This is a genomic window from Lysinibacillus fusiformis (assembly GCF_002845985.1).
GTDB classification, from domain to species: domain Bacteria; phylum Bacillota; class Bacilli; order Bacillales_A; family Planococcaceae; genus Lysinibacillus; species Lysinibacillus fusiformis_D.
Genome location: NZ_PDFK01000006.1, coordinates 21868 through 44319 on the forward strand (window position 1 = coordinate 21868; position 22452 = coordinate 44319).

Here is a 22452-nt window from a genome sequence, read left to right on the forward strand (position 1 = left end):
GGCGCCTGTCTTTAGTATTGGAATTTTACGCGGACAGTAGCATCAATAGCAATTTGTCCCTGTTCTATAGGCGTAACTCCTGAGGAAACAGCCATAGAGCGGTAAAGGATCGGTGTGTTAGCTTGCTCTTCCACAATTTCTATAGGGAGTGGCTGTAAAGGAAGGTGCATGGTTTCTGCTATTGTTTTCGCCTTCAGCTGTGCATTCTGAAGAGCAAAATTTAATGCTTGCTGATAGTAAGCGTCTGTATGGTCCAATTTGAACTGAATGTTGGCAATACGATTTGCTCCATTTTCTATGGCTGTATCAATGACTAAGCCCAAATTATCGATGTTTGATACATTGACGGTAATGGCATTGACCACTTCATAGCCATTAAAAATTTGTTTGCCCTCTTCAAAATGATACTGTGGTGTAACCGTATAACTAGCTGTTTGTATTTGTTCTCTTGGAATACCGAGGGCTACTAGTGATTGAATGACTTGATTCATGATCCTTGCATTTTCCTGCTGAGGGCCTTGTACATTATTGCCTTGTGTTTGGACTTCTATTTGTATTTGTACAGAGCTTGGAGTAGCCATTACCTGGCCATTGCCAGTTACCGTAATAACGCGTGATAGATGGGGTACTTGTTGATTGACTTGTGCATAGTACATACAAAACCACCTTTCGTAAGGTATATAATAATGCTATGCAAAGAAATTTATTCCTTGTTTAGTCTTTTTAAATATTTATCATGAAGCTTTGTGAAGAAAAGTAAAGTTAAAATAGTTCCCAACAAGGCTAAAAACATGTCCCATTGTGCATCCCAGCGATCTCCCTGCATGCCTAAAAAATCTTTCGTCCCTTTACTGCCCTTCGAGATTCTTGTACTTAACCATTCGATGATTTCATAAAAAGCAGCAATTGCGAGCAAAATACTAATTGTAATACCTGTTAGCCAAGCTCCTTTAGTAAGCTGCGTCTTTCGAAGTAATATTTCCCTTATCACGATGGCTAATAAACCTTTTAAAAAATGACCGAAACGATCATAGTGATTGCGTTGGAAATGAAATTCTTCTTTTAGCCAATTAAAAAGAGGAACCTCTGAATAGGTATAATGTCCACCTATAAAAGTAAGGATCGACAATAGGGCAATGATGATATAAGAAAATGTGGTGAAGCGAAATTTATGATAGATACAAACTACGACTGTTATTGCCACAACCCCTGGGCTAACCTCAGCCAGCCAATCTAAATAGGAGGATGGTTTAATGACTGACCAGGTAAATACAATTAAGACGATAGCAAGTAAGGTTAGATGTATCTTAAAATGTTGACCATTATTCATAACAACAACTCCCTTTGTCCCACAGTATGTGGAAGGGGATATTTGCTTATTCAACTATCGGTTGGCAAACAAAAAAGAAAAGCGTCTAGTTGACGCTTTTTTATAGCCAATTAGATCATTTTTAAAAGTGCCTCTACGCCAGTCATTCCTTCAGTAATACCAAGTTGTTCTGCTTCATACGTTACCGATTCTAATGGGGCTGTTAATAGCTCATCAATTGTTTTAACACCTACTGCACGACCAGCAACGATTTTCCGATCAACTAAGCGACTATTTAATAGGCCAACATCTAAAGCTCCACACATAATGTAGCCTGTCGTATTAGAAATGGTCAGTAGCGTTGTTTTAGGTAATTGAACAACTACTGCAGTGAAGAAATGCCCTTTAATCATAATAGGTTCAATTGTCACCATCGAAATCACTCCTTTTCTCTATATACATATGGTGATGACTAGCAAGGTGTTCAACATTTCCTTGAAAAAAGTCATCAGATGAATAATGCTGAAAACGAATGAGATGATGGATGAAGTTAATGGAGGCAATTAAAAAGGGAATCTACTCCTGATGAATAGATTCCTTGTATCTCTTTACCTTGTATAAGAAAGCAGAGCAGTTTGTTTAAATTTATGTAATGCAGTTGTTGCCTCACTTTTAGAACGATATTCAAACATTCGATAAGTGTTTTCTTCAAATACTGTAATAACCCACATATATGTCATCCCTTCCATTGTGTTACATAACATTGTGTCTATTTATCGAGTTGTTATATATCATTTATAATTTTATTTTACATCAATAAAGAAAAAAATAAAGCACTATCCCTTGTTTTTCACATATCGTTCAAAATTGTTATGAAATAATTAAAAGGAGAAAACAGACAATCCTTCACAAGTATATTTCATTGCAATTCGTAAATAGTAAGTTGACGGAGTTCTGTGAATTCGGACTTGGGAGGTGATGCTATGACACGTATACATGTATTGGTTTTTACAGTTTGCTTTTTAATCATCTCGGGATTTTTAGGAGAGAAAGGCTATGCTGATAAGGGTCGCCCTTATTATGAGGAAACAGGAGAAGTGGTATGGGATATCAACACAGAGGATAAAATTGTCGCCCTCACCTTTGATGATGGCCCACATCCCAAGTACACTGCGGCAGTGCTTGATTTATTAGCAAAATATGATGCCAAAGCAACCTTTTTTATTATTGGAAAGAATGCAGAAAAATATCCAGAGCTTGTTTTACGTTCTTATACAGAAGGCCATGAATTAGCCAATCATACGTATACACATCCGTTTAAAGTTTCCATCAAAAAATTGCAAGAGGAGCTTCAAAAGACAAATGACACGATTTATAGTATTACTGGTTTTTCCCCAGTTTTATTCCGTCCTGTAGGTGGAAATTATACGGATGCTATGATTAATGCTGCTGTAAAGGATGGCTACAAGGTTGTGATGTGGTCTTGGCATCAGGATACGCAAGATTGGAAAGAGCCTGGTGTAAAGAAAATTGTGCAAAAGGTGATGAAGGGAACGAGGCCTGGAGATGTCATTTTATTTCATGATGGTGGTGGGAATCGTACACAAACCATTAAGGCATTAGAAGAAATCCTCCCTGCATTAAAAAAACAGGGCTACACATTTGTCACAATATCCGAGATGATTGAAAGTAAACAACAGCAACAGGAGCAAGTTCAATAATGAAAAATGAGCCATCTCAACAAGGTTTGAAATGGCTTATTTTTCACATATATTAAAAGTTTGAGTTAGAAGAATATGATTGGAGCTAGTGCAATCCCTAAGATTGTTCCTAAAGCAATTCCATAGCCAAAACCTTCCCCACCAAATCCTCCAAATCCCCAAAAACCTAAACCATAACCACTATGTCTTCTATCAGGTAGAATCCATACCTGTCTTCTGTCTACCTTAGTGATTTCCCCAACATGTACCCTACCAGATGAATCCGAGATTCGAACGCGTTTGCCATGATATTTACAGCAAAGATTATAAGCATCAGCTGGATTCAATATTATCCCTCCTTTCGATGTCATTACAAGCTAATATATGCGATCCGAAGCATTTATCACTAGCCGATTGTCTATTCACGACATATGCTGAGAAGAGGTGATGACATGGCAGTTGTGCCAACAGATAAGTGGTTAGATGAATTTGTTTATGCCAGAAAATCCACAAAAAAAGATGAGTTACATAGTTTGCAATGCTCCATTCTTTGTGATCATTTAGTCGAATTATTTCAAGATGGCTTGTCAGAAGAAATACACTATTCTTTACAGCAACAGGGACTTTTTCTACCAGATGAGACAGTCGATGTAGAGCATTTAAAGCAGCATAATGTGTGGGATTGCGTACAGCAAGAATTTATATACTTGCAAAAGAAATGGAATGGTCCGACTATACCGATTTATATTTTCCCAATTACCCAACAGCAAACGATGACCAATAAAAACGGTGTGGCTTATCCTCAGGCTCTTTTTTTATTTATTGGAGAAGTAGAGACACAGGAACTGCAAGCATTGTTCGCACATGAATATAATCATGTCTGCCGTTTACACAATTTAAAAAAATCCCTCGATGAGATGACTTTGTTGGATGCTCTTATTTTAGAGGGCTTAGCAGAAAGTGCAGTGAAAGATTTATACGGAGAAAAGTGGCTTGCACCATGGTTAAAAAAATATTCAGCTACAGAGCTTTTAGTTTTATGGAAAAGTCATTTTTTGCAGAATTTACAGGTTGAAGGAGTAGAAAAGCATAGGCCGTTTTTATACGGTGGTGAGCTGCCACCTTGGATAGGCTACTGTATAGGCTATAAAATTGTTCAGTCGTATAGGAAGAAGCATTCATCCCGACATCTCCTATTTACGTCAAGCAAAGATATACTTGCTGGTTCAGATTTTCCGCTACAATAGAGGAAAGGAGTGATTGTTGTGTCCAGTGAAATAAAAAATGTATTATTACCAGTCGTAGATTCAGCAACAAAGGTGCTCATTGTAGGCTCAATGCCAGGAAAGCAATCATTAGAAAAGCAACAGTATTATGGCAATCCACGCAATCACTTTTGGCCCATTATGAGTGAGCTGTTAGAGACGGAGGTTCCTGACGATTATGTAAAGAGAATCGCATTGTTAAAACACAATGCAATCGGTCTTTGGGACACGATTGAAACTTGTGAGCGTGAAGGAAGCTTAGACGCAGCAATTCGCAATGAAAAACCAAATGATTTTCAAACCTTATTTGAAGAATATCCTAATATCCAGTTAGTACTCTTTAATGGAGCGAAAGCATTTGAGGTTTTTAAAAAGCATATAGGTCTAGAGCTTTTAGAAGAACGAGCTTATAAAAAAATGCCATCAACCAGTCCGATCCCAGGAAAAAATATAAAATCTTTTGCTGAAAAGCTAGAGGACTGGCGGATTATTCAATCCTATTTATCCTCTTAAGTCAGAGGTAGAATTAGCGTGATGAAATGGTTGTCTTTGTGTGAATAGCATTTCTTGTGCTTTTAAACCATTGATAAAAAAGGATATAAACAAGGATGATTTCAATTGCATCGCCACCATAGTACATGATCTTGGCACCTAGCTCTGCCTGTGTGACAGGGACATGCTGAGGAGGATTTGCATAAATATATTTTGCCAATATAGAATGAGCTGCTAGTGCTACTACTAATATAAGTGATCGAAAGACATAAGGGTATGGATGGGGTGTAGGATCAATATAAATAAAGGCAATGGTAAACACATAGCCTGCTAGAAAAATGTGAAGGTGAATGAAAATATATAGAAGTATATGTTCATGCATAAGATTGAAAAGTGATGTCGTATAGAGTAACCATAAGCCACCTACATTTAAAATAGACGCATTAATTGGGTGAGAAATAAAACGAACATAAGGATTCCTCATTGTACGAGAAAGAGTACGAGCCGTATTCACTGATAATGTCCTTAAAAGGAGTGCCATGGGAGCTGCTAATGCCATAAGTAGGGGGGCAAGCATGCCAAGCAATAGATGCCCTATCATATGTGCTGCGAAGTGGACATGACTAAGAGAAGCCAATGGACCGATTAGTGTCACGATGGCACTTACATTTCCCACAAGCCAACAGATAGTACGAAAATGCGGCCATTGTTTTTTATGTTGATTCGAAACAATGACAGCTACGATATAAAAAATAATGGCTATAAAAAATGGTAAAGCTATTAGTAGCTGTACTATAATGGGAAAGCTTTGAGCATGAGCAGAATGCAAAACGGGCAACCTCCTAACGTCCCTTTTGATTGGTTTGGAGTAACAAGACCACACCAATAACAATTAATAGAGCCGCTAATATGTTCCAAATCACATCATATGGGAGAATATCAACATGATAACGAATTTGATGCAGTTTCATGAATTTATGTTGAATAATCCCGTCGTATAATTGAAATATGCCAGCTCCTAGAAAAATACCACCAAGCCATCTTTTTAGCCAAAATCCATGCTTTCTATGTAGGTCAGCCAATAAAAAAGCAGAACCAATCGTCGCGAAAAAGCTGAATGCATGAAATAAACCATCTGACACTAACCCAATAGCAGCTGTAGATTTATCATAAAAATGATGCCAATGTAATAATTGATGGAAAATGACCTCATCTATAAATGCCACAACCCCAAGGCCGAATAATATGCCTGTCCACATATTACGTTGTTTATATTGAAAGCGGTTTTCGTGTTTATGATTTTGTTCCTCGTACATCTTTGTCATACCCAATCATATCACCTCAAGCTGAATTTCTTTTAGTCTACCCATGAGGTGAGCACTTAAACAAAATCCCCCACAAAAACAGTAGTGTTTTTGTGGGGGATATCGTCACTGCCAGGTGTTATAGTATGAACCAGCAGGGCTATAAAAGAATTTAAAATCAAACTTCTCAGCTAATGCACGACTTTTTGTTGCATCTTCAAAACTAATTGCCATAACCTGTGTACCAAATTCATCTCGTATATGGACGAGTTTTTGCATCATATCGAGTGACCATTCGTCTTTTCCTACCACTGGGTAAGAAAAGTCTTCCCACATAATAAAGTCAACATAGGGTGCTGTATAATCAGCTAGTGTTTGAAACCCCCAATTCTGAGCAACAGATAGTTCAGGATTGTGTTTTTTAATTTGTTGGAGAAATGATAACATGGCTTCATTTTGCCATGTTTGCTCGTCTTGGGGTAAATAAGAATTAATATTACCAACCGTATCTAAAAACACACCGTCTAAGCCTTTCTGTACAATTTGCTTCTGGATTTCCGTTAGTAAAAGTTCTTGATAATGACTCGAAGTCATATCCATTAAATAGGAATCCCATTCAGCAAAATACACTTTTTCACCTTGTTTATTTCGATAAAAGTCTTCTTCGTTTAATTGATGGTAGAGGGCTTTGTTCCATTTATCTGCCTCCATTGCATTAATATAGCCATACACTAAAGTACCGCTTTTTTGGGCACTGTCAATATACTTCTGCTGCATTTCAATAGGTTCTACAATCACTAGATCAAGCTTAGTCATGTCCTTACCAATGGCAGCATTGCCTTTATCTAAGTAGTATTTGTAATCTTTCACGTCAGCAATTTTTGCTTGGATACTAGTGGAAGAAGATACTGGATTTTGAGCAAGTAGCAACCACATACTTCCTGCGATAAGAATGGCTAGTAAGAGTAACAGTAATTTTCTCATAAGGACTCCTTTTAGAAAAATATCCCTTTCATTATACATTAATAGGTAACGGATTACCTTCGATAGATGGGCAATGGCTCAACGGTTAATCGCCCTTTTACATATATTGAGTAATGTAAAAGGAGGGTTTGTGTGTACAATAATCCATTTAGAGAAGATAATTTTAGAAGACCTGGCTGGGGAGATTATGATGATTTTGAAACAACGTCATTTGGGCCAACTCATTTCGGACCTCCTCCGGCAGGACAAATGCCCATGAGCACACCACCAGGTTTTTCGCCACCGATTCCTGCATGGCGAGTAGGATCAAGTGGTATACGTTCTTGTTTGTTTAGAAATACGTATATTTGGATGAACACTGGTCGGAGTTTTTGGTTTTTCCCAACTGCTATAGGAAGGGAAATCATTGCGGGTTTCCGCTGGAGCCGCAGATATGGCTGGTATTTCCGTACCATTTCAAGAAATCAAATTCGCTCCTATGAATGTTTTAGATAAACCTACTCTAGAGTAGAGATTTTTATTTTTTAATAAAAGGTGTTACAATGACGGTAACTAAAAATGAAGGGAAGATGGGTGGCTAATGAATAACTAATCTTATTTTTTGCACATGAAATTTATATTTCACGAAAAACAAAAATAGGATTAGTCTGCCCATTTTCCATAATAATAGCTAAATATTGGCCCATAGTTGCTAATATTTAGCTCATCCAAAACTTGCTTTTGGAGTGATAAATATAGCTATTACAATAGCTTATTTGTGCATGATATTGTAGCGACTAATCCTTCCAAAATAATTGGAGGGATTTTTTTTGTCCCTCCAACTGGAGAGGGTGGATAGTATGAAGGAACTTTTAAAATTACAGGATGTACGTTATGAAATAAAGGATACTTTACTATTTGAACATGTGACAGGCACCGTAAAACAAGGTGAGGTTATCGGCATTATTGGAAGAAATGGTGCTGGGAAATCGACATTGTTACAGTTGATTCAAGGTGCATTATTGCCAACTGCGGGAGTAATACAAGGGTTATCAGCTGTAAAAATCACAATCGTTGAACAGGAGCTAGCTCATTTTGACAAACCAGCAATATCTGCAAGAGAGGCTGATTTGCTGGCAAAATGGCAGGTACCCAATAGATCATTTGCAGCTTTAAGCGGTGGAGAGAAACTTAAAATGCGTCTTGCAGAAGGTTTTGCTCAGAATGCTCAAATTCTATTGCTTGATGAACCGACGAATCATTTAGATGAGCAAAGTACCGCTTTTCTTATAAAACAAGTACAAAACTATAAGGGAACGATTATTGTGGTCTCACATGACCGTTATTTTTTAGATAGGGTTGCTACAAAAATTTGGTCTATTGAGGAACAGAGCTTAATTGAACATTATGGCAATTATACAAGCTATATGGCTGAAAGAGAGCACCGAAGATTGACGCAGCAACGTGCCTATGAGAAACAGCAAAAAAACATTGATCGGATTGAGGCCCAAATGCAGGAACTCACATCTTGGTCACAAAAGGGTCATGCACAGTCAACAAAACTAGAAGGCTTTAAGGAGTATCATCGTGTGAAGGCAAAGCGGCTAGACGCACAAGTGAAATCTAAGAAGAGGCGATTAGAGGCAGAGCTTGCGAAGGCAAGGGTGGAAGCGGTGGAGCCTGAAGCAGACATTCGTTTTTCTTTAAACACGAATCAACGTGTTGGCAAGCGATTATTGGAGAGCAAGCATTTATCTTTATCTTTTGGTGATCGTACGTTATTGAAAGATGTCAGCATCACTGCTCAATTTGGAGATAAAATTGCTATTACAGGAAAGAATGGTAGCGGAAAAACAAGCTTTTTAAAAGTTCTTTTAGGGAAGCTAGAAGCTGAGGGAGAGGTGTGGCTATCCCCTGCAGCAACCATAGGTTATTTAACACAGGAAGTATTTGATTTACCACTAGATCAGACACCAGAGCAATATTTTTATCAAGAAACATTTGAAGAGCGTGGGAAAGTCCGCAATCTGATGAAGAATCTAGGATTTACACCAACACATTGGACATCTGCTATAGGCAAGATGAGCATGGGCGAGCGTGTCAAGTGTAAACTGATGGCTTATATTTTAGAGGACAAAAACGTTCTTCTTTTAGATGAACCAACGAATCATCTTGACCTACCTTCGCGTGAACAGTTAGAGCGAACACTTGCGCAATATAATGGGACATTACTTGTCGTCTCTCATGATCGATACTTTCTAGAAAAAGTAACGAATAGCGTTTGGGAGATTGACAATCAGCACATCAAGAAAAAATGGAGAAAAGATGCTCCGAAGCAAGTAGACGACACAGTCGCACTTCGTTTAAAGCTTGAAACAGAACGACAAGAGATATTAGGTAAACTGAGCTTTTTGACAGCTAAGGATAAGGATTACCCAATGCTTGACCAAAAGTTTAACGAGCTGACGAAGCAAATCAATGAGCTTAAATAGCTAAGCGTTTAAATAAACTGTTGCCAGGGAAAAATATGGATTATAGGTAAACTGGTAAATGGAGGTTTAAGCGATGAAAAAAATAATATTTCTCTTTTTGTTGTTAAGTATGACTATAGCAGGTGCTTGTGCTGATCAAGCTACTAATCATCAAGCACATGACAATAAGAACGATACATCTGTAAGACAATCTAATACTGATACATCGATGACACAGACTGAGGCTCTTCAACAAATAAAGGAGCAAATACATGTGAATGTACCAATAAAAATGCCAACCGCTTTACCCATTGCTAAAGGAAGCTTTTTAACAGCTACAACAAGGACTGATGATGACCTAGTTGAAATTATCTTTTATGAAAGCAAAGAGAATATGCCAATTAATGATATTCGATTAAAGAATTCAGCGACTGTCATTGGAAGATTGTTGGTCAAACAATATAAAAGCGCAGAAGGGGCAAGCACACAGATTGCATTTGATAACTTTAGTCAAAATGGTGGGCAAGAAATTGACCTTGGGTATAATATAAAAGGTTATCAAGATGCGGGTGCTGGCTCATTATGGACTGGTTGGAATGAGGGACGATGGTCCATTGCCTCGCATACACGAACTGATAATCCTGAAGCAGGAGTAAAACTTGCTAAGCAGGCAGTAGAATATTTAGAGAGTCATATGCTGCCTATTCCTAAGCAATATGGCATGGCTCAGCTGGATGTTTATCAATCAGGCAATTTAATCGTGTGGCAGGATGAAAAGCTTGTCTACACACTCGATTCGATCAAAGATCCTTTAAAAGCATTGGAAATAGCCACTGCCTTTTATCCATAATAGTGATCCTAGAGTAATGGTTACTCTAGGATTTTTTATAGCTATCCAGCAGTTCTTTGTATTCGTTGAATCGTTGTTGCCACTCCTCCATTGGAAAGCTATGATGTTCAATGCCATCCAACAAATCTGTTAACAGATCAAGACATATATGCCACCCTGCTAAATCCCTTGAAGTGTGCTGCGTTAGCTCGTGCAAAGTCTCTGCAAAAAGCAATAATGAGCCATTGTCTGTAGAAGACAATTCAAATCTCACTGAATCTGTTCCCCAATCAAATTCGAGTACCTTTTTCTCTATATAATCTGTTATAGCTATTTCCTCATAGGTATTTGTTCCATCGTTCATATTAAAACGCATTTTACCATTCTTACGTAGATCAATGATTTCAAGATTACTCATCCATTTTTGCAATTTTTCATTGGTAGTAATCACTTCCCAAACGGCGTTTACTGAATGTGGTAACGGTCGTTTGTACTTTACGACATGACGATTAGATTGTTTTTCAATAGTTGCTAACATCAGCTTCCTCCTCAATTCTTCGCCTTTAGAGTTTTATCTTCATTATAGGCTGTTAGAGCAAAAAATCACACGACAATCATGAAATTTTAGGATAATATTGTTAAAAAAGGGGAGAAATAATGACACATCAACAGGCATTAGAACGTTATATACAAGCAACAAATACGCATGATTTTAAAGAAGTAAAGGCAATTTTGCATCCACAAGCGGTTTATTGGTTTTCTGATAAAACATGCACAACTATAGAAGAGATTGAGGCATACTTCAAGCATGCGTGGCATGTCATTAAAGAAGAGGTTTACTCGGCTAGTAATGTAAAATGGTTAACAATTGATGAAAAGACGGCTACCTGTCTTTATACATATCACTATGAAGGTTATCATAACGAAAAATTTGTATCAGGTAGTGGTAGAGCAACAAATATTTTTACTTGGGTGAACGATGAATGGAAGTTAATTCATGAACATTTGAGTGGTGCCTATTAAATTATTTTCAATGCGACTTGGACAAACAACAATGAAATAATGAGTGTTAGTAGTATTTTAGCTACTTTTAACGGAATATTTGGCAGTGCTAGGAAACCTAACTGGGAGCCAATAAATGCACCTGTACAGCTTCCAAAGATGAGGACACATGTGAGCTGAACAGCCCTTATATAACTGTGGTATATAAATTGGAGGCTAATGAAGTGAGATTACTACAAACGGAGGAAGAACTAAGAAATTTAATAGTAGCAGATGATTGGATGATGAATATTTTATCAACAATCAATACATTGCAACTCCCCGATTGGTGGGTATGTGCTGGGGTCATTCGTTCCATGGTATGGGATTATCTTCATGAAAAAGAAGAAAGAACACCAATTGCTGATATTGATGTGATATATTTTGATAAAATCAATTTAGCAGAAGACATAGAAAAACAGTATGAACAGAAACTTAGAAAGATATCTCCAAATGAGCCGTGGTCTGTGAAAAATCAGGCAAGAATGCATGTGCTAAATGGTAGTAAGCCGTATCAATCTGCTGTCGATGGAATCGCTCATTTTCCTGAAATCCCAACGGCAATTGGGATAAAATTAATAGATGATTCACTAGAAATTGCTGCACCATATGGCATTAGGCATTTAGGAGCTGTCATTGTAGAGCCGACACCATTCTTCCTCGAAAATAAGGATTGTTATACAATTTATCGCCAAAGAATTCTTCAAAAGAAATGGCATGTAAGTTGGCCAAAATTAGAAATTAATCTTCAGTAAAAAAAGGAGGGGAGTCCATTGCAACGAGATAAAATCTATATCATCAAACATGATGAAAGATCAATTGACTGGATAAATGATTTGAGGAGACTATCGGAGAATCAATGGCGTATGGCGATCGAACCTGAAAAATGGTCAGTTGCTGAGGTCATCGGACATCTTCCGTCATGGGATGAATTTGTCTTGAATCATCGACTTCCTTTTCTTTTTACAGAGGAACCTTTACCAACAGGACCTGATGCAGCACAGTTGAATAAGATGGCAGCTAAAAAAAGTCGTGAACAGCCTATGCTTGCAACATTGACAGATTTTATTTTCCACGAGGAGTCCTTTACTTCAGGCCATACAACAATTGACAGATGAGCAATGGCAGCAGTCGTTTACAATTGGGCAGTCGGAGCTGACAATTGTGGACTATTTTGTAGGATTAATCAATCACGATGTACATCATTTTTCACAGCTTCAGAAAGCTATACAGGTATAGGAGTTTGCCTATGGATATCAAATATTTAATTGATTATTTTGCACATGCTTCTGTAAAATTTACAGATGTGTTTACTAAAAAAATGGAACCTGGTGAAGTTGATAGAGGCAGAACAACAGCACCAGAAAAGTGTGGATTAGTTGTTCCCCTTGCAGGTAGTGCAATCTTTAGCTTTAATGGAACTCCCTATGTGATGGAGCCTGGAATGATTGTCCACGCAGGGCCTCAAATGCCAATCGAAGTGAAAGCGACGGGCCACAAGGGTTGGGAGTATGCAGTCGTTCACTACAGTCTACCAACAGAGGAAGTAGCTCTTTTTCCACTTTCAGAGCAACATTTTTTAATTAATACAGGGTTTAATACGCAAATTATTAGTCATGTTCAGCAATTGATAGAAAGCTATTCCTTTCCGGGGAATATGGCTATATTTAAGTCTAAGACTTTATTTATGAATTTGCTGGAGAATATTCTTTTAGCGGCAAAAATGAAGGTTCTAGATAGTGCCAGTGAGTTAATGGAACAGGCATTACAGTATATACATGAAAATTATGTGGAGCAACTTTCCGTATCAAATATTTCTAAGGAATTTGGTATTGAGCGTCGCCGCTTTGCTTATTTGTTTGAGCAGCATACAGGCATGAATCCGAGCACATATATAACAGAATATCGTATACGACGTGCAAAGGAATTGCTCGAGTATGATGTGATTCCTGTAGCAGAAGTAGCTGAATGTGTCGGATATGTAGATTGTTTTTATTTCAGCCGAGTTTTTAAAAAATGTACGGGCTTGTCACCTTCAGCATACCGAAAGGAAAAAATGGAGGAAGCTAACTATATATAAAAACTGTTTCTTCATAAAAAAGAAGCAGTTTTTTTTTGATGAAATCGGCAAAAATCCATGTCATTTTCGAAATCGTCCATTCACAATCTTTTTTCACTTTGTTAGGATAGTATCCGTAAATGATAATGAGTATCAATTATGTATTGACATACATATGAAAACGATTATCATTATCAATATGAGCTCGTTAGGAGAGAATATCTATGAATAAATATTTTAAAATGTGTGCTCCAGCACTTTTAGCATTATCTTTGGCTGCATGTGGAACAGATAAGGCAGAGGAGTCTACGTCAACTACTAATACAGCAGAAACAAGTGCAACGGAATCACAAACTGAACAATCTAAAACACAGACAATCACGTACTTAGGTGAGAAATATGAGCTTCCAGCAGAAGTGAACAATATTATCGCTGCAAGTCTTGAATCTATGGAAGATGCTGCAATGCTTGGTATTAAGCCAGCCGGTGTACTTGAAGTTGGTGGCAAAATTCCTGCTTATCTAGCATCAGATTTTGAAGGTGCTACACTTGTAGGAAATAAAATGGAGCCAAATGCAGAAGCCATTCTTAATCTGGACCCTGATGTAATCGTGGGTACTTCGAAATTCCCTGAAGAAACGGCTGAAAAGTTGAATAAAATTCAAACAATGATTCCATACTCACATATTTCAACAAACTGGAAGGAAAATTTAACATTGCTTGCACAGTTAGCTGATAAAGAAGAGGATGCTAAGAAAATCATCTCAGACTATGAAGCAAAAGTTGCTGATGCACAAGTGAAATCCAAAGAGCAATTAGCAGATAAGCAAGTGTTAATCATTCGTGTTCGCGGTGGCGTAATGTACATCTATCCAGCAGGTGTGTATTTAAACCCTGTACTATATGAAGATTTAGGAGCACCAGTTCCAGAAATTTTAACAACTGCAAAAGCACAAGCTGAATTATCACTTGAAACATTAGCGCAAGTAAACCCAGATGCCATTTTCCTTCAATTTGAGGAATCAGAAAATACGGATTCTCCAAAAGCGTTAGAGGAGTTACAAAAGAATCCAATTTTCACTAGCTTAAAGGCAGCACAAAATAATCAAGTTTTCGTCAACACAATTGAGCCATTAGCACAAGGTGGTACTGCTTGGTCTAAGGTGAAATTTTTAGATGCCGCAGCTGAAAAATTACTTAAATAAGATAAACAGGCTGGTAGTAGATTTGGTGATATCACCGGGCTATTACCAGCCTTTTGTAAGATATCGTATTTTTTCATTGAAGGTAGTTGTTTTCCAAAGGGTATATCACCTGAGTAATCGACATTGTGTTTCGCGAAATGGATAAAGAAAAAGGTGTGAAAGTTGAAAAAAACAAACATCGTGTCATTTTCAATATTAGCGGTATCTCCTTTCCTGATTGCCCTTATAGCACTCGTTTCCGTTCTGTATGGAACTAAAGATATTAGTGCAATGACAGTGTGGCAGTCAATGACAGCATTCGATCCATCTAATGTTGATCATCAAATTATACGGACAGGACGTATTCCTAGAGTAGCCGCTGTATTGCTAGTTGGAGGATTTTTAGCAGTAGCTGGAGCAGTCATGCAGGGGATTACACGAAATTATTTAGCATCTCCTTCGTTAATGGGGGTCAATGATGGCTCTGCATTTGTCATCACATTAGCTATCGTCTTTTTTCCAGGGCTACCAAATTATCAAATGATTTTATTGTCAATGCTAGGCTCTGCATTAGGGGCAGGGATTGTCTTTGGTTTTGGCTCGTTAATTCGCAATGGTCTATCACCAGTAAGGCTAGCCATTATAGGAACGGTCATTGGTACATTTTTAAGTAGTATTGCTACAGCGATTGCTATGTATTTCCAAGTATCACAAACAGTAAGTGCTTGGTATAACACAAAGGTACATATGGTAGATATGGATATGCTCGTCCTTTCTATTCCGTTTGGTTTGACAGGATTAGTCTTGGCTCTATTATCTGCAAAAGCAATTACCATTACTTCACTAGGTGAAGATATTGCCATGGGACTAGGGCAGAAAACAAAAGCAGTGCGTATTATTAGCATGCTAGCTGTAGTATGTTTGACAGGGACAGCAGTAGCCCTAGTAGGAAAAATTGCCTTTGTAGGGTTAGTCATACCACATATTACACGCTTCCTTGTTGGTGTTGATTATCGCTATATTATTCCTTGCGCGGCTGTCATTGGTGCCTTTTTCTTAGCGCTCTGTGACGTTTTAAGTCGTGTTGTCAATTATCCATTTGAAACGCCAATTGGTGTCCTAACAGCATTGGTTGGTGTACCATTCTTCTTATATCTAGTTCGTAAGCACGGAGGTGAAAAACGTGCGTAAAAATACCTCAAGTGTATTCTTTTTGACTATGTCGATGCTTGTTTTACTGATTTTAGTTGCGAGCTATCTACATATTACAAATGGTGTTTTCGATATGTCTGTAATGGATGTTATCAAAACACTATTGCGTATTGAGCCAAATTCTAAATTTGACCTTGTTATTTTTGAATTTCGCTTACCTCGAATCGTCATTGCCGGACTCGTTGGCATTGGCTTAGGAATGGCAGGAGTAGTTTTACAAGGTATTACACGTAATGGACTAGCAGACCCAGGTATTTTAGGGATAAATGCAGGAGCAGGTGCGGCAGTCGTCATATTTATGTTCTTCTTTCAATTAAAGCTAGTGAGTGCAGATATGAGCAGCTGGCTGTCTATTTTAATGATGCCATTGTTCGGTTTTATCGGTGGAACGATTGCGGCTATCCTGATTTTTTCTTTTGCTTTGAAAAATGGTCATCTCGATATGCAACGATTAATATTAACGGGTATAGCCATTAACAGTGGGTTCGGAGCTTTATCCCTGTTCTTATCCTTAAAAATGAGTGCACAAGATTTTGAATCAGCAGCCATTTGGATGGCAGGTTCAATTTATAATGCGAATTGGATTTTTGTACTAACGATGATTCCTTGGCTTGTCATCTTAGGCATTTATGTGCATAGGAAATCGTATTTACTGGATTATTTTCAGCTTGAAGAGGATAGCATCACGAGTTTAGGGATTGCGGTTGAAAAGGAGAAAATGAAGCTTTTATTAGCCAGTGTCGGTCTTGTTAGTGCTTGTGTATCCGTATCAGGAAGTATTGGTTTCATCGGTTTAATGGCACCACATATTGCGAAGCAACTTGTTGGTATTCAGCATCGTTATGTCATGCCCGTGAGTGCGTTAATTGGTGCAGGTTTGTTAATTTTAGCTGATTTTATCGGCAAAACCGTATTTGCACCATCGGAGCTAGCTGTTGGAATTGTTGTTTCAATTATTGGGATTCCATATTTCTTGTATTTACTGGTGAAATCTAAGGCATAGGAGGAAAAGATGTGCAAACTGCATTTAGAATGGAAAACTTGGCTTCTGGTTATGAGCAGGTTCGTGTCTTTGAGGGATTAAATTTAACGATAGAGGAGGGCAAAGTGACAACAATCATTGGCCCGAATGGCTGCGGTAAATCAACCCTCCTTAAGACGATTGGACGTATTTTAAAAAAGCAACAAGGGACGGTTTATTTGCAGGAGCAAAACATGCAAAATTTATCGACGAAAGATATAGCCAAGAAATTAGCCATATTATCTCAAACACCTGTTGCTCCAGGTCAGTTAAAAGTGGAGGAGTTAATTGCGTATGGTCGCTATCCACATCGAAACAACGTCAATCGTTTAACGAATAAGGATGAGGAAATGATTGAGTGGGCGTTAACGGTCACGAATACGATGGAGTATCGCAATCGGGAGCTTGCACAGCTTTCTGGGGGACAGCGTCAGCGTGTATGGCTAGCGATGGCATTAGCACAAGAAACAAATATTTTGTTGTTGGACGAACCTACTACTTATTTAGATATGGCACATCAGTTAGAAGTATTGGATATTGTCAAAAGTTTAAATGAGCAGCACAACTGTACAATTGTGATGGTTCTACATGATATTAACCACGCTGCCAGATATTCAGATCATCTTATTGCGATGCGCAAAGGTGTTATTATGCAATCTGGAACGCCACAGGAAATTTTAAGTGCAGAGGTGATGCGCAAAGTATTTAATATTGATGCTCGCATTATGGAAGATCCTGTAACGAATACACCTGTGTGCTATGGCTATGACATTTTGAAGGAGGACAACAAATGAGTACAGCTAAAATAGAGTATGCTACACAACAAATAACTTCAAAATTGACAGATTATACGTATACGATTAATATCTTTGTACCAAATGAGGAAGCACCAGAAGAAGGTTTTCCAGTGTTGTATGTACTAGATGGCTCATCTTATTTTAATCTTGTAAAGGAAGCCGTGCGTCTACAAAGTCGTAATGCACCGAAAACAGGAGTTCAACCAGCCATTGTTGTGGGCATTGAACATGGTGATGATATGCGTGAAAGAAGGTTTTACGATTTTACAGCGCCAGCAGAGACGTATATCTATCCCGCACGATTTAAAGGAAAAGGTCATGAAAAGCTTGGAGGAGCAGTAGATTTTAGCCGCTTTATAGAGGAAGAGTTAAAGCCAATAATTGAGGCTCATTATCCAGTAAATAAAACTCAGCAAGCATTATTTGGTCACTCCTTAGGCGGTTATTTTACGCTTTGGCAACTATTTCACCATCAATCTAGCTTCCAACGCTATCTAGCTATTAGCCCTTCTATTTGGTGGAATGAGCACGAATTAGTACAATGTGCGTCAGTATTTTTGAACGAGCATCAAGATATGAATGAAACATTGTTTATTAGCGCAGGTGAACTTGAAACCTTTATGGTGGATGATGCACGACAAATGGCAACGGTGTTAGAAAAAATAATGGAAGTTGATTTTTATGAGGCCTTAGATGAAAATCATGCCTCTATCGTACCAACTGTTATGAGTAGAGCAATTCGTTTTATGCAGAAAACACAATAATAGGTAGACCGCATTGTCTTTTGATAATGCGGTTTCTTTTTTCATTAATAAAATACTTGAATTGTACGCATAATAAAGGAAATTTGGTCATCTGTCTGGGATAAATGGAGGCGCTGTATGCAAAATAAAATTTTAAAGAACCCAGTATTTCTTATTTCTAGTGGGGCAATTTTACTCTTAGTCATTATCGGAGCAACGATACCGGAAAAATTTAAGAACGTAGCAAACAGCGTATTTCATATGACAACGGATTATTTTGGTTGGTTTTATTTAATGGCAGTCTTTATTATCGTTATTTTTCTATTTGGCTTGGCGATTAGCAAATATGGCACCATTCGCTTAGGATCTGAAGATGGTCGTCCAGAATTTAGTTTTCTAACATGGATTTCCATGCTCTTTTCAGCTGGACTAGGTGTCGGACTGGTTTTTTGGGGCGTGGCTGAGCCTATGAGTCATTACTTTTCACCACCCTTTAGTGACACAGAACCTCTTTCAACGGATGCAGCCAGATTGGCAATGGGTTATTCCTTCTTTCATTGGGGATTAAGCCAGTGGTCTGTTTATGCCATATTGGGGCTTGTTATGGCCTATGTTCAATTCAATAAAAAAAGAAATATGCTCATCTCTACCGCTTTAGAGCCTATAACGGGAACAAATCGAGTCGTTAAAGGAACGATCGATATTCTTGCGGTCATTGCTACAGTTATGGGGGTAGCCACATCCATAGGGCTTGGCGTGCTACAAACGAACGGAGGTTTGACTTTCGTCTTTGGTTTGCCGGATACATTTATCTTGCAAGTAGCCATTATTCTTATCATGTTTATTGGCTATATGTTGTCTGCAACGACAGGACTTCAAAAGGGCATGAAGATTCTGAGTAATGTCAATATGACCTTAGCGATTGTCTTACTGTTATTCGTTTTTATTACAGGTCCAACGATTTTCATACTTGAGACGTTTACATTAGCGATAGGTGATTACATTTCTAACTTTATTCAATACAGTTTAAGAATGCAGCCATATGTTGGGGGAACTTGGGTGAAGGATTGGACAATCTTTTACTGGGCATGGGCAATCGCTTGGTCACCCTTTGTTGGCTCCTTTATTGCTCGTGTATCCAAGGGGAGAACCATTCGAGAATTCATTATAGGGGTATTAATTATTCCGCCTATTATTGCTTGCTTTTGGATTGCCACATTCGGTGGAACAGCTATGTGGTTTGATTTACATCAAGATGCAGAAATCGCTCAATCTGTTCATAATGATGTAACTGTTGCCCTATTCCAGTTGTTAGAACACTTGCCAGTTTCAACGCTTGCCTCTGTAATTGGAATACTGTTAATCGTTATATTTTTAATTACCTCTGCCGATTCCGCCACATTCATTATGGCAAGTATGACAACAAAAGGTTCTTTAAATCCGACAATATTATCGAAGCTAGTATGGGGTATTTTAATGGCTGCAATTTCAGGTGTTTTATTGTACACAGGAGGGCTTGAAGCATTGCAAACCGCCTCGTTAATTGCCGCATTGCCCTTTACCGTGATTTTACTGTTACTCATGTTTTCATACATTAAAATGATGAAGGATGAAGTTATTCCTCTGAAGAAAAAGGACATTCAACGTTTAAAAATAGCAAGAAAGCATATTGAAAAGGAAACAAAAAAATAAAGAAAAAAATTAAAGCAGTAAACCGTATTCGTGCATAATACGGTTTCTTTTTGTTTAAATATATGAAGAAAGGTGATTGAAGAGTTGTTGAGCTATGAAGGTAATTTTAGCAGAGATAAAGGATGCACCAATGAATATATAAGTTGATGCTACAGGCTTTGCAAGAGTACGAAAAAGCTCTAGTACACTGAGTGCAACGACAGAGTCAATTGAATATGCACTAATATAATCAAAAAAAGAATTTAGTGTAAAGTATGTATAAGTGTTCTACGAAATATTGAATTATACTGCTCGTTGGGTAATGTTGTAACGAATGAAGAAATGGGAGAGCAGCTAGCTATAGCTGCAATGGAAAGAGGGGGGACAATTGATGAAAAAACTTGGCTGCTTGCATGCTCATCATTCAAATATAGAGTACATAGAGCAAGCTTTTCAAAGTGAGGAAGATTTAGAGTTGCTTCATTTTGTAGATCCTGGCGTTTTACAGCATGTGTCGAAAGGTAGTGATGGTGTAGCATATAAGGTTAAGGAGCAAATAGAATGGATTATTAGCTGTGATGTGGATGCGATGTTAATAACGTGTACAAATTATATTGCTTTATTAGAGAATGAGGCTGTGTTCAATGCCTCGATACCCATTATAAAGATTGACGAGCCTTTTTTTGAAAGCATATGTAATGTGCAACAGCCTCAAATTATTCTTTTTACAAATCCTGCGACAGTAGAAGGAACGATGGCAAGACTTCACCAATATGCTAGGCAGCATGGGAAATCAGTAAATGTTGAGGCAAAAATCATCAAGGGGACATTTGATCTCATTATGCAAGGGAAAAAGAAAGCTTATAATGATGCTATTTCACAAGCTCTACATAAGTTAATGAGTGAGCAAAAGGCCATCTCCGTAGCTCAGCTCTCAATGATGGATGCGGCAAGACAATTTGAAGAGCAGACCGCTCAAACAATTATTCATCCACTAAGGGCTTTGGTTGAGGTCGTAAAGAAGCAAATGGAAGTAACGTTATAAAACAATTTCTATTTTAATAGGCAATACTGTTAATGGTACCATGGAAAAGTAAGAGAATAGAAACGGAGGAGATAGCACTATGACAGATCTACGATACCCTATTGGACAATTTCAATTCCCAAAAGAAATGACTCCACAGCGAGTACAGGAATGGATTGTAGACATTCGTTTATTACCAAAACAACTGGCGGAAGCATTAAGTGGTGCAAGCGAGCATGCATTGGCTAAATCCTATCGTGAAAATGGCTGGACAGTTACACAGCTAGTCCATCATATTGCCGATAGTCATATGAATAGCTATATCCGTTTTAAGCTAGCGCTAACAGAGGATGTCCCAACCATTAAGCCATATAATGAAGCGGAATGGGCACAATTACCAGATTCTGAAATGCCAGTAGCAACTTCTTTTAATTTAATTGAAAATTTACATGAACGTTGGGTTTATTTACTGACAAGCTTAACGGAGGAACAATTACAAAGAGCCTTTCATCATCCTGATTCAGGGCTAACAACATTGGAACATGCAATTGGTCTCTATGCATGGCACGGTAAGCATCATTTGGCTCATATTCAGCATGCTTTGACGAACTAAAGAATAGTATTTTGTGAAAGAAATAAGTGATTTCCTAGTTACTGGAAATCACTTATTTGCTTGCTTAACTTTATAGTATATTTTATACGATAGTAATGCCTGCACTAGCGTTACCAGTAAGAGTTGCAATTACTCCTGTCGAAGTAGCGGAGAACACCATTAATAAACGGTCACCTGCAGATACTGGTACTGGAGTAACATTTGCTGTACCACTTGCTAGAGTACCTAGAACTACTGTTGAAAGAGCTGGTGCTAAGTCAACAAATGCTGTTGTAGGAGTGAAGACATTGCTTCCTGCTACCGCGTGATAAACTTGTGCTCTAACTGTTGCCGAGCCTATTATAGTTACACCAATAGTTGCAGAGAATGTAGCTGAAATAGATGTAATGGAACCTGCTCTAGAAACAGAAAAAGCTTCTGTTCCAACTAATGCTGATAAATCGATATTAGTACCTGCAAGGGATACGCCTGGAATAGATGTACCGAATCCCACAAGGCTTACTGTATCCACTAAACCTGTAGCAAGTGATACTAGTATAACCGGAACTGTTCCAGAAGCGAATGGGATGAGTGAGCCTGTTGCTACTGGTGGAGTAATACATGCTGCATCAATCGCTACAAAAGGTCCAAGTGCACTACATTCACCATTTCCATGACCGTTACCTGAACAGCCACACATTGAGTTATTAAAACACATTTTTACACCCCCTTTCTTCATTATTCTATTCAGTTCAGATTGGGGGTTAAGGGCAAT

At 38.1% G+C, this 22452-nt stretch carries 29 protein-coding genes; 19 read left to right on the top strand and 10 right to left on the bottom strand.

The genetic code is table 11. From position 1 onward, the window contains the following. Positions 1–11: 11 nt before the first annotated feature. The 4 genes from CRI88_RS17225 to CRI88_RS23010 all read right to left on the bottom strand — a co-directional run bounded on the left by CRI88_RS17225 (position 12) and on the right by CRI88_RS23010 (position 2040). Entirely contained in the window at positions 12–656 is a 645-nt protein-coding gene (locus CRI88_RS17225) for an SIMPL domain-containing protein (RefSeq protein WP_101966885.1), read from the bottom strand. 47 nt (positions 657–703) lie between these two features. Beyond that, a complete protein-coding gene (locus CRI88_RS17230; RefSeq protein ID WP_036128680.1) occupies positions 704–1330 on the bottom strand; it encodes a DUF2238 domain-containing protein in 627 nt (208 codons plus the stop codon). A gap of 110 nt (positions 1331–1440) precedes the next feature. After that, complete coding sequence (locus CRI88_RS17235; protein WP_036128672.1) at positions 1441–1743, bottom strand: YunC family protein; 303 nt, start codon at positions 1741–1743, stop codon at positions 1441–1443. A 174-nt stretch (positions 1744–1917) separates the two neighbouring features. Beyond that, on the bottom strand, positions 1918–2040 hold the full coding sequence (locus tag CRI88_RS23010; RefSeq protein WP_257982952.1) for a hypothetical protein: 123 nt from the start codon (positions 2038–2040) through the stop codon (positions 1918–1920). Between the two features lie 252 nt (positions 2041–2292). Between CRI88_RS23010 and CRI88_RS17240 the strand changes: the two genes are divergently transcribed. Next, positions 2293–3030, top strand: coding sequence for a polysaccharide deacetylase family protein (locus CRI88_RS17240; RefSeq protein ID WP_036128670.1), 738 nt, complete (start codon positions 2293–2295; stop codon positions 3028–3030). Positions 3031–3095: 65 nt separating this feature from the next. On the opposite strand, the gene CRI88_RS17245 is transcribed toward CRI88_RS17240, so the two are convergent. Next, positions 3096–3356 carry a hypothetical protein gene (locus tag CRI88_RS17245; RefSeq protein ID WP_036128668.1) on the bottom strand — a complete coding sequence of 87 codons (261 nt, stop codon included), beginning with the start codon at positions 3354–3356 and terminating at the stop codon, positions 3096–3098. 105 nt (positions 3357–3461) lie between these two features. Between CRI88_RS17245 and CRI88_RS17250 the strand changes: the two genes are divergently transcribed. Continuing rightward, a complete protein-coding gene (locus CRI88_RS17250; RefSeq protein ID WP_101966886.1) occupies positions 3462–4256 on the top strand; it encodes a DUF2268 domain-containing putative Zn-dependent protease in 795 nt (264 codons plus the stop codon). An 18-nt stretch (positions 4257–4274) separates the two neighbouring features. Next, on the top strand, positions 4275–4787 hold the full coding sequence (locus tag CRI88_RS17255) for a DNA-deoxyinosine glycosylase (protein ID WP_036128664.1): 513 nt from the start codon (positions 4275–4277) through the stop codon (positions 4785–4787). A 13-nt stretch (positions 4788–4800) separates the two neighbouring features. Here the strand turns inward: CRI88_RS17255 and CRI88_RS17260 are convergent, their stop codons facing one another. The 3 genes from CRI88_RS17260 to CRI88_RS17270 form a co-directional block, all read right to left on the bottom strand. Beyond that, on the bottom strand, positions 4801–5595 hold the full coding sequence (locus CRI88_RS17260; RefSeq protein WP_036128662.1) for a cytochrome c oxidase assembly protein: 795 nt from the start codon (positions 5593–5595) through the stop codon (positions 4801–4803). A 13-nt stretch (positions 5596–5608) separates the two neighbouring features. Beyond that, the gene (locus CRI88_RS17265; RefSeq protein ID WP_170829875.1) at positions 5609–6082 is read right to left on the bottom strand and encodes a DUF2243 domain-containing protein; all 474 of its coding nucleotides are present in this window, start codon (positions 6080–6082) and stop codon (positions 5609–5611) included. Between the two features lie 114 nt (positions 6083–6196). Next, a complete protein-coding gene (locus CRI88_RS17270; protein WP_058843883.1) occupies positions 6197–7054 on the bottom strand; it encodes an endo alpha-1,4 polygalactosaminidase in 858 nt (285 codons plus the stop codon). 132 nt (positions 7055–7186) lie between these two features. On the opposite strand from CRI88_RS17270, the gene CRI88_RS17275 reads away from it, so the two are divergent. The 3 genes from CRI88_RS17275 to CRI88_RS17285 all read left to right on the top strand — a co-directional run bounded on the left by CRI88_RS17275 (position 7187) and on the right by CRI88_RS17285 (position 10354). Further along, on the top strand, positions 7187–7549 hold the full coding sequence (locus tag CRI88_RS17275) for a hypothetical protein (RefSeq protein ID WP_080717174.1): 363 nt from the start codon (positions 7187–7189) through the stop codon (positions 7547–7549). 344 nt (positions 7550–7893) lie between these two features. Beyond that, positions 7894–9525, top strand: coding sequence for a ribosomal protection-like ABC-F family protein (gene abc-f, locus CRI88_RS17280; protein ID WP_058843884.1), 1632 nt, complete (start codon positions 7894–7896; stop codon positions 9523–9525). A gap of 73 nt (positions 9526–9598) precedes the next feature. Continuing rightward, positions 9599–10354, top strand: a complete 756-nt coding sequence (locus CRI88_RS17285; RefSeq protein ID WP_058843885.1) for a hypothetical protein — start codon at positions 9599–9601, stop codon at positions 10352–10354. 25 nt (positions 10355–10379) lie between these two features. Here CRI88_RS17285 and CRI88_RS17290 read toward each other — a convergent pair whose 3' ends face one another. Next, positions 10380–10871 carry an SRPBCC family protein gene (locus CRI88_RS17290; protein WP_058843886.1) on the bottom strand — a complete coding sequence of 164 codons (492 nt, stop codon included), beginning with the start codon at positions 10869–10871 and terminating at the stop codon, positions 10380–10382. Between the two features lie 119 nt (positions 10872–10990). On the opposite strand from CRI88_RS17290, the gene CRI88_RS17295 reads away from it, so the two are divergent. From CRI88_RS17295 to CRI88_RS17355, 13 genes are all read left to right on the top strand, one after another. Continuing rightward, complete coding sequence (locus CRI88_RS17295; protein WP_036128648.1) at positions 10991–11356, top strand: nuclear transport factor 2 family protein; 366 nt, start codon at positions 10991–10993, stop codon at positions 11354–11356. Between the two features lie 203 nt (positions 11357–11559). Continuing rightward, entirely contained in the window at positions 11560–12129 is a 570-nt protein-coding gene (locus CRI88_RS17305) for a nucleotidyltransferase family protein (protein WP_058843887.1), read from the top strand. An 18-nt stretch (positions 12130–12147) separates the two neighbouring features. Then, the gene (locus tag CRI88_RS17310; RefSeq protein WP_231745010.1) at positions 12148–12492 is read left to right on the top strand and encodes a DinB family protein; all 345 of its coding nucleotides are present in this window, start codon (positions 12148–12150) and stop codon (positions 12490–12492) included. Then, complete coding sequence (locus CRI88_RS23020; protein ID WP_255358797.1) at positions 12482–12613, top strand: hypothetical protein; 132 nt, start codon at positions 12482–12484, stop codon at positions 12611–12613. Before CRI88_RS17310 ends, CRI88_RS23020 begins: the two co-directional genes overlap by 11 nt. A gap of 10 nt (positions 12614–12623) precedes the next feature. Next, on the top strand, positions 12624–13454 hold the full coding sequence (locus CRI88_RS17315; protein WP_058843888.1) for a helix-turn-helix domain-containing protein: 831 nt from the start codon (positions 12624–12626) through the stop codon (positions 13452–13454). A 203-nt stretch (positions 13455–13657) separates the two neighbouring features. Next, the gene (locus CRI88_RS17320) at positions 13658–14638 is read left to right on the top strand and encodes an ABC transporter substrate-binding protein (RefSeq protein ID WP_058843889.1); all 981 of its coding nucleotides are present in this window, start codon (positions 13658–13660) and stop codon (positions 14636–14638) included. Positions 14639–14800: 162 nt separating this feature from the next. Continuing rightward, complete coding sequence (locus tag CRI88_RS17325) at positions 14801–15808, top strand: FecCD family ABC transporter permease (RefSeq protein WP_058843890.1); 1008 nt, start codon at positions 14801–14803, stop codon at positions 15806–15808. Continuing rightward, a complete protein-coding gene (locus CRI88_RS17330) occupies positions 15801–16832 on the top strand; it encodes a FecCD family ABC transporter permease (RefSeq protein WP_271911233.1) in 1032 nt (343 codons plus the stop codon). Before CRI88_RS17325 ends, CRI88_RS17330 begins: the two co-directional genes overlap by 8 nt. A 29-nt stretch (positions 16833–16861) precedes the next feature. After that, complete coding sequence (locus CRI88_RS17335; protein WP_036128674.1) at positions 16862–17644, top strand: ABC transporter ATP-binding protein; 783 nt, start codon at positions 16862–16864, stop codon at positions 17642–17644. Beyond that, positions 17641–18411: an alpha/beta hydrolase gene (locus tag CRI88_RS17340; protein WP_036128638.1), complete on the top strand. Its 771-nt coding sequence runs from the start codon at positions 17641–17643 to the stop codon at positions 18409–18411. The genes CRI88_RS17335 and CRI88_RS17340 overlap by 4 nt, the downstream gene beginning before the upstream one ends. A 117-nt stretch (positions 18412–18528) precedes the next feature. Further along, positions 18529–20082: a BCCT family transporter gene (locus CRI88_RS17345; RefSeq protein WP_058843891.1), complete on the top strand. Its 1554-nt coding sequence runs from the start codon at positions 18529–18531 to the stop codon at positions 20080–20082. Positions 20083–20449: 367 nt separating this feature from the next. After that, entirely contained in the window at positions 20450–21106 is a 657-nt protein-coding gene (locus tag CRI88_RS17350; RefSeq protein WP_082673706.1) for a hypothetical protein, read from the top strand. 79 nt (positions 21107–21185) lie between these two features. Then, positions 21186–21698, top strand: coding sequence for a YfiT family bacillithiol transferase (locus CRI88_RS17355; protein WP_036128632.1), 513 nt, complete (start codon positions 21186–21188; stop codon positions 21696–21698). An 82-nt stretch (positions 21699–21780) separates the two neighbouring features. Here the strand turns inward: CRI88_RS17355 and CRI88_RS17360 are convergent, their stop codons facing one another. Further along, complete coding sequence (locus CRI88_RS17360; RefSeq protein ID WP_058843893.1) at positions 21781–22395, bottom strand: exosporium glycoprotein BclB-related protein; 615 nt, start codon at positions 22393–22395, stop codon at positions 21781–21783. Positions 22396–22452: the final 57 nt, after the last annotated feature.

Coding starts and splice junctions, on each gene's coding strand:
- CRI88_RS17225 (WP_101966885.1), bottom strand. CDS start 656: ATGTACTATGCACAAGTCAATCAACAAGTACCCCATCTATCACGCGTT.
- CRI88_RS17230 (WP_036128680.1), bottom strand. CDS start 1,330: ATGAATAATGGTCAACATTTTAAGATACATCTAACCTTACTTGCTATC.
- CRI88_RS17235 (WP_036128672.1), bottom strand. CDS start 1,743: ATGGTGACAATTGAACCTATTATGATTAAAGGGCATTTCTTCACTGCA.
- CRI88_RS23010 (WP_257982952.1), bottom strand. CDS start 2,040: ATGTGGGTTATTACAGTATTTGAAGAAAACACTTATCGAATGTTTGAA.
- CRI88_RS17240 (WP_036128670.1), top strand. CDS start 2,293: ATGACACGTATACATGTATTGGTTTTTACAGTTTGCTTTTTAATCATC.
- CRI88_RS17250 (WP_101966886.1), top strand. CDS start 3,462: ATGGCAGTTGTGCCAACAGATAAGTGGTTAGATGAATTTGTTTATGCC.
- CRI88_RS17265 (WP_170829875.1), bottom strand. CDS start 6,082: ATGTACGAGGAACAAAATCATAAACACGAAAACCGCTTTCAATATAAA.
- CRI88_RS17270 (WP_058843883.1), bottom strand. CDS start 7,054: ATGAGAAAATTACTGTTACTCTTACTAGCCATTCTTATCGCAGGAAGT.
- abc-f (WP_058843884.1), top strand. CDS start 7,894: ATGAAGGAACTTTTAAAATTACAGGATGTACGTTATGAAATAAAGGAT.
- CRI88_RS17285 (WP_058843885.1), top strand. CDS start 9,599: ATGAAAAAAATAATATTTCTCTTTTTGTTGTTAAGTATGACTATAGCA.
- CRI88_RS17290 (WP_058843886.1), bottom strand. CDS start 10,871: ATGTTAGCAACTATTGAAAAACAATCTAATCGTCATGTCGTAAAGTAC.
- CRI88_RS17295 (WP_036128648.1), top strand. CDS start 10,991: ATGACACATCAACAGGCATTAGAACGTTATATACAAGCAACAAATACG.
- CRI88_RS17315 (WP_058843888.1), top strand. CDS start 12,624: ATGGATATCAAATATTTAATTGATTATTTTGCACATGCTTCTGTAAAA.
- CRI88_RS17320 (WP_058843889.1), top strand. CDS start 13,658: ATGAATAAATATTTTAAAATGTGTGCTCCAGCACTTTTAGCATTATCT.
- CRI88_RS17335 (WP_036128674.1), top strand. CDS start 16,862: ATGGAAAACTTGGCTTCTGGTTATGAGCAGGTTCGTGTCTTTGAGGGA.
- CRI88_RS17340 (WP_036128638.1), top strand. CDS start 17,641: ATGAGTACAGCTAAAATAGAGTATGCTACACAACAAATAACTTCAAAA.
- CRI88_RS17345 (WP_058843891.1), top strand. CDS start 18,529: ATGCAAAATAAAATTTTAAAGAACCCAGTATTTCTTATTTCTAGTGGG.
- CRI88_RS17355 (WP_036128632.1), top strand. CDS start 21,186: ATGACAGATCTACGATACCCTATTGGACAATTTCAATTCCCAAAAGAA.
- CRI88_RS17360 (WP_058843893.1), bottom strand. CDS start 22,395: ATGTGTTTTAATAACTCAATGTGTGGCTGTTCAGGTAACGGTCATGGA.